At 61.8% G+C, this 11,265-nt stretch carries 11 protein-coding genes and 3 pseudogenes; 8 read left to right on the top strand and 6 right to left on the bottom strand.

Annotated features, from left to right (window positions below; genetic code table 11):
* Positions 1 to 464: 464 nt before the first annotated feature.
* Positions 465 to 608 (bottom strand): hypothetical protein, encoded by a 144-nt coding sequence (locus tag CXQ97_RS19980; RefSeq protein WP_181035124.1) that lies wholly within the window; start codon positions 606 to 608, stop codon positions 465 to 467.
* Positions 609 to 648: 40 nt separating this feature from the next.
* Here CXQ97_RS19980 and CXQ97_RS16505 point away from each other — a divergent pair, with 40 nt between their 5' ends.
* Positions 649 to 1,026: an STAS/SEC14 domain-containing protein gene (locus CXQ97_RS16505; RefSeq protein WP_146069694.1), complete on the top strand. Its 378-nt coding sequence runs from the start codon at positions 649 to 651 to the stop codon at positions 1,024 to 1,026.
* Between the two features lie 97 nt (positions 1,027 to 1,123).
* Positions 1,124 to 1,501: pseudogene (locus tag CXQ97_RS16500) on the top strand (CNNM domain-containing protein); the annotation flags it as partial.
* Positions 1,502 to 1,664: 163 nt separating this feature from the next.
* On the opposite strand, the pseudogene CXQ97_RS16495 reads toward CXQ97_RS16500, so the two are convergent.
* A pseudogene (locus CXQ97_RS16495) lies at positions 1,665 to 2,003 on the bottom strand (helix-turn-helix domain-containing protein); the annotation flags it as partial.
* Positions 2,004 to 2,331: 328 nt separating this feature from the next.
* Between CXQ97_RS16495 and CXQ97_RS16490 the strand changes: the two are divergent.
* From CXQ97_RS16490 to CXQ97_RS16485, 3 genes are all read left to right on the top strand, one after another.
* Positions 2,332 to 2,763: a universal stress protein gene (locus tag CXQ97_RS16490; RefSeq protein ID WP_104181976.1), complete on the top strand. Its 432-nt coding sequence runs from the start codon at positions 2,332 to 2,334 to the stop codon at positions 2,761 to 2,763.
* 49 nt (positions 2,764 to 2,812) lie between these two features.
* The gene (locus CXQ97_RS19630) at positions 2,813 to 3,178 is read left to right on the top strand and encodes a hypothetical protein (protein ID WP_146069693.1); all 366 of its coding nucleotides are present in this window, start codon (positions 2,813 to 2,815) and stop codon (positions 3,176 to 3,178) included.
* A gap of 310 nt (positions 3,179 to 3,488) precedes the next feature.
* Positions 3,489 to 4,832 (top strand): GntP family permease, encoded by a 1,344-nt coding sequence (locus CXQ97_RS16485; protein ID WP_104181975.1) that lies wholly within the window; start codon positions 3,489 to 3,491, stop codon positions 4,830 to 4,832.
* 641 nt (positions 4,833 to 5,473) lie between these two features.
* Here CXQ97_RS16485 and CXQ97_RS16480 read toward each other — a convergent pair.
* Positions 5,474 to 6,220 carry a GAF and ANTAR domain-containing protein gene (locus CXQ97_RS16480; RefSeq protein ID WP_258062686.1) on the bottom strand — a complete coding sequence of 249 codons (747 nt, stop codon included), beginning with the start codon at positions 6,218 to 6,220 and terminating at the stop codon, positions 5,474 to 5,476.
* Between the two features lie 512 nt (positions 6,221 to 6,732).
* Here CXQ97_RS16480 and CXQ97_RS20685 point away from each other — a divergent pair.
* A pseudogene (locus CXQ97_RS20685) lies at positions 6,733 to 7,295 on the top strand (recombinase family protein).
* A 274-nt stretch (positions 7,296 to 7,569) separates the two neighbouring features.
* On the opposite strand, the gene CXQ97_RS16470 reads toward CXQ97_RS20685, so the two are convergent.
* A complete protein-coding gene (locus CXQ97_RS16470; RefSeq protein WP_104181974.1) occupies positions 7,570 to 8,064 on the bottom strand; it encodes an N-acetyltransferase in 495 nt (164 codons plus the stop codon).
* Between the two features lie 37 nt (positions 8,065 to 8,101).
* On the opposite strand from CXQ97_RS16470, the gene CXQ97_RS16465 reads away from it, so the two are divergent.
* Both CXQ97_RS16465 and CXQ97_RS16460 read left to right on the top strand, forming a co-directional pair.
* Positions 8,102 to 9,181, top strand: a complete 1,080-nt coding sequence (locus CXQ97_RS16465) for a hypothetical protein (protein WP_104181973.1) — start codon at positions 8,102 to 8,104, stop codon at positions 9,179 to 9,181.
* A 170-nt stretch (positions 9,182 to 9,351) separates the two neighbouring features.
* Positions 9,352 to 9,828, top strand: coding sequence for a recombinase family protein (locus CXQ97_RS16460; RefSeq protein WP_104181972.1), 477 nt, complete (start codon positions 9,352 to 9,354; stop codon positions 9,826 to 9,828).
* 1 nt (position 9,829) lies between these two features.
* Here CXQ97_RS16460 and CXQ97_RS16455 read toward each other — a convergent pair whose 3' ends face one another.
* On the bottom strand, positions 9,830 to 10,543 hold the full coding sequence (locus CXQ97_RS16455; protein WP_104181981.1) for a GAF and ANTAR domain-containing protein: 714 nt from the start codon (positions 10,541 to 10,543) through the stop codon (positions 9,830 to 9,832).
* A 30-nt stretch (positions 10,544 to 10,573) separates the two neighbouring features.
* Positions 10,574 to 11,257 (bottom strand): GAF and ANTAR domain-containing protein, encoded by a 684-nt coding sequence (locus CXQ97_RS16450; RefSeq protein ID WP_104181971.1) that lies wholly within the window; start codon positions 11,255 to 11,257, stop codon positions 10,574 to 10,576.
* Positions 11,258 to 11,265: the final 8 nt, after the last annotated feature.

The following is an 11,265-nucleotide window of genomic DNA, read 5'->3' as shown; positions in this document are numbered from 1 at the left end:
GGACAGCCACGTCCGGACACAACGTCCGTAAGCTGAACCAAAGGAGTGGCAGGTGCCCTGGACGGGGGTACCTGCCATTCCTTCATAGCAGCCCCGCGTCGGCCGACTGGGAATACCAACGTAAGCGGAGACAAACCGCGCGGTGCATCGATCCTGCCCTCGCGGTTGGGAGCTATGGGGTGGTCCTGTGGGCCTATCGCGGTGTGGGCGTTAGGGCGTCATGGCGGTGCTGAGGGTGGTGAAGGTTCTGCCTTTGGCCAGAAGGTGGGGAAGGGCTTGGGCCAGGCCTTGGCCGGTGCCGGATCCGGGGTGGTTGCCGTGGGCGATGATGATGCTCCCGGGCGCCGCAGCAGACAGTGTGAAGTAGGAGGGACTCCTGCGTCAGTTGCCCATCCTTCGGCCGCTAACATGCCTTTTGCTGCACGCGCTATGAAATCCCGTGAACAGACCGGTCTGTCCCATGGTTAGACTGGCATCGCCATTTCGGCTATCCCCATGCCGGAGTGGTGCTCAGGCAGGGTGCCACCCGGTCTGGACGACAGCACCGGAAGCGGATCATGCCAATCGCTGAGGCGCTGTAGATTCCACTCGCGCAGGATCAGGATCACCCGCCGTACCTACGACGTTACCTAGGGGAAGATCGCCATCGTGTTCACTGCCAGTGCGGACCAGGGTGTCTTACGCCTTGAATGGGAACCAGGAATCCACATCGAGTATGCCGATGCCGTGGAGGCAGCGCTGGCCCTGTCTACCCTGCAGAGCAAGGAGCGGCTCACGCTGCAGGGTGGGGAGCGCATGCCGTTGTTGGTGCGCATCGTCGGGGTGCGCGGCGTGAGCCCCGAGGCGCGGGCCGGCATGAACGCGTATCAGGCGTACTCGAAAGTCGCCCTGGTAGGAGATAACCCCATGGGCCCCGTCATTGCAGGCTTTTCGAGGCGCTCACCCACGCCCACCCGGTACTTCACCAGGGAAGACCGCGCACTGCTGTGGCTGATGCGCCGGCCGCTCCCCGCACACCGTAGATAGCTGTGCCAGAGCCGCGCGGACCTGTCCCACGATGCGGTATTAGGACATGACAAAAAGGGGCGCTGCTTGCGCAGCGCCCCTTCGTCGTACCTCGCCCGAAGCCGTCGGCGTGATCGCGTTCGTCATCGCCCTGCTGCTGGTCACATTCCTGCACGTGGTCCTGGGTGAGATGGTCCCAAAGAACATCTCGTTCTCTGTACCCACAAAGGCCGCCCTGCTTCTGGCGCCGCCCCTGGTCTTCGTGTCCAAGGTCGTTCGACCGGTCATCTGGGCGCTGAACGGAATCGCCAACGGCATTCTGCGCCTGTTCAAGGTCGAGCCGAAGGACGAGGCGACCAGCGCTTACACCCTCGACGAGGTCGCTACCATTGTGGAGCAGTCCACCCGGGAAGGCGTCCTCGCCAACGGCAGCGGCACCCTGACCAACGCGTTCGAGTTCACCTCGAAGGCCGTCGCCGACGTCGAGGTCCCCCTCCGGGTCATCGGGCATCTGGCGGTGACGGCCAGCCCCCGCGGGATGTAGGTCCAGCCCACTAGACGACATCACGGCTGACGAGTGGTCGTCAGAGTGGACAAGTGAGTTGACTGATCTGCTTACTGTCCTCACCCGCCTCGTCATGTCAGAAACGGATTAGGACGAGCTCCCTCGAAATGCTCGAGTGAGACCTTCCCAAAGTCGCGGAGATTCCGCGGATAGACAACCCTGTTGCAACACCGCGAGAGATTTTCTCGCGCTCTTGATGAGTCAGGTGCTGGCGGTTCCGTTGAGGAATGCTCGGCTTGATGCCTCCGTGATCCCGGAGGAAGTACTGGACCACGTGCGCCGGTTGACCCACCCGGTCACCGACCTGACGGAACGATTCACCGTCCCGCCGCCCCTCCCAGATTGCCTGCTGCTGCTCCGTCGTGAACTCCCACACGCACCTCCGCCACTCATCCTGCCAAGAAGTGGTGCACTGACCAGTTGAGACCACCATCCCTTGCTGAGTCTTCGCTCGCAACAGACATGCTCTCTGACCGTCGATAGCAGCGGATGCGTCAGACTTGGAACGGTCCAGGGAGATTGGAGGGTTACTTCAGGGCGTCCTGGTCTCGGATTTAATGCTGCAAACAGCGGCGATGAGCGGGCTGGAGGTCTTATGACTGACAGATGGCGACATCTTCTATGTGGGAACCGTTCTTCTACATCTATTGTTGTGAATAGGAATAAGGAGGCACACGCCGTAGTCGAAACGGTTCACTTTGGCTTGTCTTTGGTCAAAGCCAGGCCATGGTCGAAAGCAAAGCAATGAGGAGGAAGCAAAAATGTCAGATATTGTGATGGTGGGAGTTGACGGCAGCAACACTGCGTTCAAAGCGGCTTCGCGGGCGGCCCAGATTGCTGAGGGCCTCAATGCTGAACTCGCAGTGCTCAGTGCTCACGTTAAGGAAAATACCGAGGTCATTAAGATCGGGAATGACACCTGGATACTTGACGACGTCAAACAAGCGCAAAAAATGGCGGAACGAGTTGCGGCCAAACTGCGCGAGGAACATCCCGGCCTGAGCATCCGCGCCGTCGCCGTTCGCGGGAAGCCGCAGGAGGCATTGGTCGAAGAAGCAGCGCGTGTGGGGGCCGGATTGCTGGTTGTGGGCAACGTCGGATTGAGGGGCATTGGTCGCGTGTTGGGTAGCGTCGCGAACAGCGTGGCCCGCAATGCACCCTGCGACGTGTTGATTGTAAAAACGGACCGATGATATCCACTGGCACTACAGGCAGGATGTACGGCACCCAATAGGTTCCGTCTTGCTGCCTCTCTCAGAGGTGTTTCACTTCCTCGATCTGCGTCCATTGCGGCGAGTAGAAGTGGCTATCGCCCGTGAGGTAATGGGGATTATCAAAAACGACGATAGAACCCTGCAATACCCGGGGCATCGGCAGAAGCAATATGAAATCAGACGTAAATCCACGACGTCAGAACTCCTTCAGGCATTACCACTGAAACCCGCCTTACAACTTCCTCATCCAGCGGCCAAGCAAATATACTTCCCGGTGTCGAACTTCCTCGCGGATCGTGCTCACCGCCGTACCACTATCAATTATCAATTTGATTGGCAGGCCAAGCGCCCTCCGCGCCCATGCCCCTTCCAAAAGTTGATCGGTGAGTCCTAGAGCTGCGCCAGCTCGTTGACTCCCCGTTAGAGTCCCGGGTGCACGACTTTCTGAAGTTGGGTTATGTCCTTCAGAGCCTTGACACTGCCGGACTGCCAGTATGAACTGAGCCCACCGGATGGAAGCACATCAACGAGCTCCGGAGTAGACCCGGTGTCATCTTCGCGGGAACCTGCGGTGTCCGTGGGGATACCGACGTTAGCCTCGTCGTCGACGCGGAACAGCGGCGACCAAGAAGTGCCAGAGTGGGGGTCGATGTGGACACGGTATCGAATGGCTTCGTCCTTGCCCGTACCGGTGGGGGCAGGCCATGATCGTCCTTCATACCGCGATAGCCATCGTCGTCATCATCCTGCTGATCATCAAGGTCAAGGTCGACCCGGTGATCTCGCTGATTATCGGCTCGCTCTACTTGGGCCTCGCGACTGGTGTCGGTTTTACTGCGACGATCACGGCGATCGCCACTGGGTTCGGCGAAATCATGGGCGAGGTCGGCCTGCTCATCGGTTTTGGAGTGCTCATTGGAGCGATGCTTCATGCGGTTGGCGCTTTCCAGAAAATGGTGATGATGCTCGTCAACGGCGTCGGTGCGCGCCGGCTCCCGTACGCGTTGACCGCTGCGATGGCGACGATCTTCCCCTCGATCTACGTGGACGTGCAGGTCGTACTGGCCTCTCCGGTTGCGCGCTCAAGCGGGCCCTTCATCGGCCGGACCGGTTTGCCGCACATGGCCGGTGCGCTCGGGACCGGGATCTTCGCAGGTTACGTCTTCGTGATCCCAGGGCTGGCCGCGGTCTCCATCGCTGGCCTGTTGGGTATCCCCCTGGGCATCTGGCTAATTTATGGCCTCGTACTCGGACCCTTGACCGCGATCGCGACGACGCTGATCTTCCGATTGATCCTGCGCGGCTCCTACTGGAAAGCGGACAGGGACGAAGAAGTCGACGAGGCGATGGTCGAACTGGAGACCACCGAACTCGTCGAGAAAGACACCGCCACCCCTCCACTGCTCGTCTGCCTGTTGCCCATCCTCGTACCCCTGGTAATGATCGCCTTCGGTGCCTTCGCGGAGCTGTTCGACTTCTCCAACGACTTCATCGCTTTCGTGGGCAACGCTAACTTCGCGCTCTTCGTCGGCCTACTGGGTGCCTACGTACTGTGCCGGCGCACCCTGGGCTCAAAGGGCACAGACACGGCAATGAGCGAGGGCTTTCACACCACCGGTGAGATTCTGCTCATCACCGGTATCGGCGGGTCCCTTGGTGCGGTCATCGGGGAGACCGGGCTAGACACGATTCTGGCCGGCCTCTTCACAGCCGATGCGGGGGCGCCGGTCATCCTAAGTATCCTGCTTGCGTGGGTCATCGCTGCGGTACTGCACCTGGCTATCGGATCGGTATCAGTGGCAGCCATCGCGGCCGCGGGGATCATCGGTCCGGTCCTCGGGTCGATCGACGTCTCACCGCTCGTCATCGGTTTGGCCATCGCCTCGGGCGCGATGTTCGCTCTTCAGGTCAACAGCAACTTCTTCTGGATGTTCAAATCACTGCTTGGGCTCTCGACCCAAGGGACCTTCAAGACGCTGACGATGGTCACTTCCATCGCCTCTGTAGTCTCGCTGCCGATGGTCATGGCGGTCGCGCTCTTCGCATAGGACCAAGTCGTGAACAGTCCCCGATGTGAAAAAGACGCTGTCATTTTTAGAAGTCATCTGCGCCATTTCACGCGGTGGAAGGCTTCGGGTGCAGGGACCCTGACAACCCAATGGCAGAAGTCCCCTGCACTGTCGTGCATTTTTCGGATGTTGTCCGCGCTAAACAGCAATAGCTACAGGGTTCATGCGTCCACGGTGCCCATTGCCGGGCCTCTGTTGCTAAGAGTGCCGCGTTTGAACCCGGTGCGGATGACTTTTGACGTTCCGTACAGGCGACTCCTGAAAATGACACTGGTGTCGCAGATCGCCGGTGCGCCTATTGAGGTCTATGCCAACGAAGGGCACCTGATGCAGTGGAAATGCCCGGAGCTGGTTGCGCGCGATGCCAAGTGGTTCTTTGATTCTCACCAAGCACCAAGCACCAAGCACCAGGCACCAGGCACCAGGCACCAGGCACCAGGCACCAGGTGCCCACGGTGCCTAGACTGCGCCGCTGGCTACGATGACTGCGGATTCGATCTAATGCTGAGTTGATGTCTCATCTATGGATCCTGAATCCGTTGGGCTGCGGCGTTCGCTGAGCACCTCGAAGTACTTGACGAGTGTCAGCAGGATAATTCAGTTCTTGGGGTAGCGGCACATTAATTCTCCCCTAAAAGTTCACCACTGTTAACGAGGTGTTCGGCGACCTTTAAGAGTTTCGTATTGGTCCGCTGGCTGGCCAGGGACAGAGCGATGAACGCCTGAGGGCCCGTGATCTTATGGCGTTCCATGAGGATTCCCTTGGCCTGGCCGATGAGGTCACGTGAGTGAACGGCTGCTTTCAGCTGGCGGGACTCTTCGGCTTCGGCGAACGCGACCGCGGCGTGGGAAGCGACGAGAAGGCCGATGTTCTCCGACTCGTCGGTGAAAGCGTCGGACTCGTGCGAGTACAGGTTTAGGGAGCCGAGATCGTCGCCCTGCACCCACAGCTGGATGGACAGCATGCCCCGGGCACCCGCCTCGGCGGCGCGTCGGGCGAAGAGGGGCCAGCGCTGTTCGGTATCCATGTTCGGGACGCGGATGGTCCGGTGTTTGTACGCGGCTTCCAGGCAGGGCCCCTCATCCGTTTCCATCTGCAGTGCGTCGATGCGTCTGGGAAGATCGCCTGACGGGGCCCGGGATCCGATGTTCTTCCTGCCCAGGACCACGCTGACGGAACCTTCATCGGCGCCGGGCACCAGTTCCAGGGCCGCGTGGACGAACCCTTCAAGGATCGCGTCGCCATCGGGTTCCTGCTGCAGGGACCGGGCGAGGCCCGCCAGCTCGGTAGCAAGGTCGTGCTCCCGCTCGACCCCACCGAAGTGGGATGAGGGCATACCCCGATCTACCGTCGGCCGCTTGCCCATAGGTCGTCCTCTCTAGCCGTCACGTCATTGCTGATTACTACTCCATACGATGAGGCATCCGCTCACCAATCCGACAACGTGCCGAGCGACCCTCATCCGGAAACCGGGCACCAACCAGACACACACCACCGGCTGCGCAGTTCCATCATGGCACCGACGGGCAGCGCCTGGCCGAGGCACAGACACATGTTCTCGAATCCGGCTTTCCCGCCACCAGTTATTGCGGGTCGACACGGCATGCTGTCGACCGGTGAAAGAGACCCGTTGGTCAAGCAGTCGGCCATATGGGTCTCGACGGGGTTGCAGGGCAGCCGTAGCTGCCCTGCAACCCCCTCTCTTTCTAATGGACACATCGATTCCGGAACAGCCACCCCCATGTCCAAACCTTAAGTCCATAGACGACCGTCCATGGAACACTCCGATCCATGAGGGCCGAGAACGGCGCGTCATGTTCCATGGAGCGTGTCCGAGAGCTATGTATTGCGACCCACGTTCGCGGCACAGTTCCGGGCATGGCAGCTGTTGGTTATGAGCGTGTTTCGACCCGGGATCAGAACCTGAATGGTCAGACCGATGCGCTCGAGGTTGCTGGGTGCGAGAAAATTTTCATCGAGCACGCCTCGGGTGTGCTGGCGAAGCGGCCGGCGCTTGATGACGCGGTGGAGTATCTGCGCGCCGGGGACACCCTGGTCGTGACGAAACTTGACCGGCTGGGCCGGTCGGTGCGGAATCTGAAGGAAGTCGTCGACGGGCTCGAGCGGCGGGGCGTCGGGCTGAAGGCACTTTTCCAGGGCATTGATCCGACGACCCCAGGTGGACGGTTGTTTTCCACATGCTTGCGGCGATCGCGGAGTTCGAACATGACCTGATCATGGAGCGTACGAAGGATGGTTTGGCCGCAGCGAGGGTGCGGGGCCGGAAGGGCGGTGGCCGGGTCAAGATGAGAGCGACGAAGGTCCGTCAGGCGCGGGCGATGTATGACGAGAAGACGTATACGGTGCAGCAGATCGCCGAGACGTTCGGGGTCCCGCGGGGCACGATCTATCGGCACCTCGGCGACGACGTCAGGGCGTGAAGCGCAGCAAAGCGACGAAGAGGAGTCCGAGCTGAGGCGAGCCGATCAAAGCTCGGGTTACCCTCGACGCGCGGGCCGGTCGAGACCGCTCAGGCCGCCCAGACCGTCCTGTCTGCGTAGGATCCTTTGACCGGACCGACGGCAAGAATTGGCTCGAGGCCGGTGAATCTAAGCTATGAGTCGCAGCGCCAAGTGCCGCGCTTCTTGCAGCGCCCTGTGGCCGGTCACCTAGCTTCACTTGGACATGATGTACCGGTCAGGGTGAAGCCGGGTGTTACTCAGCTTCTGGGGTTATGTCTTTGAAGTAGCGAGCGACAGGCCACCGCTCAAATCCGGCCCCCTCGTAAACGCGACGCGCAGGCGCATGGCCGGGGTCGTCGCCCGTCTCGACCATCATCATTCGCATTCCGCGTGATCTAGCTCGTTCGAGTGAGTGCTGCATGAGCGCGGTACCCACCCCTTTTCCCTGATGTGTTGGGTCTACGGCGAGGACGTACACCTCACCCATGGTGTCCTCCGGGTGAAGTCGAGTGCAGACCCAGCCGACAGGTAGGCCGTCAATCAGCGCGACGTCAACGTTTTGTGGCTCAGCGTCGAGGGTGGCGCTCAGATCGTCGAATTGCCGCGTACGCCACCCCTCGGGATAGAAGGACTCATAGACGAACGCAGGCACGGCTGGCTTGAGTAGCGGGAAGACAGGCTCCCATGCACGCAGTGAGAGAGCTAGGAGCGATTCGCGATGTCCTGCGGCAAAAGGAACAATCTGCACGCAGTAAGACTATCCACCGCGCACGTAGGGTGAGCGGATGGATACGGGCGCGGATGTGCTGCTGGGAGGGCCTCGTGGACGACGTCTGTGCCTGGAACTGGCCATGGAGGTGGACCCGTCGATCAGGTCCGCCGCGTTCTGGCTCGCCCATGACCTGGATTTGGGTAAGGGCACATCGCGGGTGCTGATCACCGCTACCTCCGGTGAGAACCCTGATCAGCCGGGACCGTCGATGACGGACCTCATCGCCGGCCTGGCCTCGTCCGATGTGACGCGGATCGGCGGGGTTGCGATCGAGCGGGCGTTGGCCGCAGCGGTCGACACGTCTCGGCCCTGGCAGGAGCCGGACGGGGAGGATGTCCTCGCAGCGCTTCCCGAAGTGAGAACAGCCCTTGCCCCGATCGCTCAGCACGTGATGACGGCGTCCTCTACACCGTGGTGGTCGCACGGCCGGCAGGTCGAGCAGTGGGCTATTAACTGGCGGCCCGCAGATGATCCTGCACCCCTGACCAGGGACCCAGCGCGAGCCCTCCCCACGTGGGCGCGTGACACCCGCGCGGAGGAGGTCCGGGCAGAGAAGGAACGACCCCGAAATCCTCAGGCCAACTGGTCGGGGACGTGGTGGTCCTTCCCGCACGGAACCCTGCAAACAATCGGACGGGTGCCGCTGGGGTTGAACCTCATCGAGGACTCCTTCGGCGAGGAGCACGCCACGGTGATCCCCGTGCGCGGCGTCGGCCGCACCTACGAGGTACGCACCGCCGACGATTGGGTGTCACTGTGCCGTGAGTACCCGCTGGAGGTCACGGCCTCCCGGCGCCATGACTGGTACCGGTGTACCGGTCACGACGGCAGATGGGTGATCCCGGACTGGGAGAAGGTCGCGGAGCGGTGGGATGCGGTGCATCTGACCGTCCTGGCCTACCTCAGTGGCGCTAGTCGGGCGCTGCGGGTCGACGCCGACATGTCCACGGTTCTCGCAGGGTGGAATCCCGATACGACGATGTGGCTGACCGATGTCGCACGCGAGTGGGAGGGCCCGCGCCAGCACTGGCAACGCTCCACCTATCAGGAGGCCTGGACCACAACCTCAGGTGATCCAATGAGTCACTCGTAGGCCCGTCCCGCCGAGGGACCCCTTGACCGGACAACTGAGATGGTCGAGTGGGGACGGTGTACTCCAACACGTGCAAGGAAGTTCGCAGGCATGACCCGTCTCAGTAACGTGTCTCATTACTATTCTCAACAAAGTGAAAATTAGCCTTTGATGAGCATGAGGAGCATGGGATGGGAAGTATCGGGTACGCCCGGGTCAGCGCGATGGAGCAGAACGCTGACTTGCAGCACGCCGCTCTCTCGGCGGCGGGCTGCGACCGGATTTTCACCGATCATGGTGTAAGCGGGACGATGGCGAGTCGGCTCGAGCTCGACAGACTCCTCGATCACCTTCGGAAGGGTGACGAGGTCGTGGTGTGGAAGCTGCACCGGTTCGGACGTGACACCCGCAATCTGCTAGCTCTCATGGATGACCTGGAACGCAGGGGAGTGCACTTCCGCAGCGTCACCGAAGGCATCAGCACTACCGGACCGATGGGCAAAGCCATGCTCACTGTCATGTCCGCTTTCGCCCATCTCGAGCGTGATCAGCTCGCCGAACGGACCAGAGCGGGTTTGGCCGCAGCCGCGGAACATGGCCGGAAAGCCGGCAGGCGGGACATTACCACCCCCTGCCCGTCAGCTCGTTCGAGCATGAGACGCTCGTGAGTCAGAGCGTGAGGGTGCGGTTCAGGACTGCTTCTGCGGTGTCGCGCAGGCTCGTGTTGTGTGCCCGGGCGTGGGAACGGAGGCGTTGGAAGGCTTCGTTGGTGTCCACGGTCGAGATGTGGGAGATCATGCCCTTGGCCTGCTCGATGAGGATCCGGCTGTTGAGGGCACGTTGGAGCTGGTCGTTGACGACGGCGGATTCCCGGATGGTGCGCTCCTGCAGGATGCTGATCGTCGACACGTCCGCCAGTGCCTGACCGATCGCGATATCCTCTGCGCTGAGTTCCCCCGTGTCGGTGCGGAACAGGTTCATGGCGCCGATGGTCCTGCCGCGGACCCGCATCGGGAAGGCGTGGACGGAGCGAAAGCCTTGGGCTGCGGCTGCTTGCTTGAATTCGGGCCATCGGTCGCCGGTTCCGGCGATGTCGCGGATGGTGACGGGGACCCCCGTGACGTAGCACTCCACGCACGGCCCGGCCCCTGTTTCCTGCTGTAGGACTTCCACGAGATGGCTTTCCTCACTCGTGGAGGCTAGGACCTGCAGGACGCCGTCCGGGCCGGCCAGCATGAGGCCGGCGGCGGTTGCGTCGAGCAGGTCGACGCATTCGTCCACGAGCGTGTGTAAAAGATCCAGCACGTCGTATTCATCGATGAGGGTGTCAGCAATTCTCACGAAGGCGGCACTGACCCGGCCTGCCCGAGTGGTGGATTCCATGAAGCTCACTGTAGGCCTCTTTAGGCCTCTTCAGGCCCGTTCACGGGCCGCGGGCGGTATGAAATCCAGCCGACGTTCCAGGACGTCCCCGGAGCTCTCCCGCACGGTCTGCCCGTGCGCGAACGCGTGCCCCCGCAGCAGGAGTAACGCGTCCGCGGCCGTTCCCCCGGTCTGGGCGAGCACCATGCCGGTTGCCTGGTGGATTTCCCGGCGCGACGGAGATAAACCAACTCCCAAGTTGTCGCCGTCGTCCGGGGCAAGGACGCGACGCAGCAGGCTCCAGGCCGCTCCGTCGGCCAGCGCGCGAGCCATACCCAGCCCGGATTCGTTCAACTCCCCAGGGGCAGTCCTATAGAGCTCGACAACTCCGATATCGAGGGCGCCGACGACCAGGGGGAAGACGAAGAGGGCCTGCACATCGGTCTCGGTCAGCGCTTTCCCGAAGACGGGCCACTTTTCGTGCGGCATCGAGCGCACGTAGGGGAGGAGGACGGGCATCCGGGAGCGGGCAGCCTCCCACCGTGGCCCTTCGCCCAGGTCGAACTGCAACTCATCCAACCGGGCGCCCAGCGAGTCGCTGGCACCCAACATGGTCTCCTGCGGGGAGCCGCTGAATGCCGACAGCGCGGCCCCCGTTACCGGAACCGCTTCAATGAACGATGAGCACAGTGTCGAACACAACTCATCCAGCTCAGACGAGTTTCTTCCGGTCACCCGTGCAT

It is taken from the genome of Arthrobacter sp. B0490, from assembly GCF_002929355.1.
In the GTDB taxonomy this organism is placed as follows: Bacteria; Actinomycetota; Actinomycetes; order Actinomycetales; family Micrococcaceae; genus Arthrobacter_D.
This window is presented reverse-complemented; position numbering and strand designations above follow the sequence as displayed.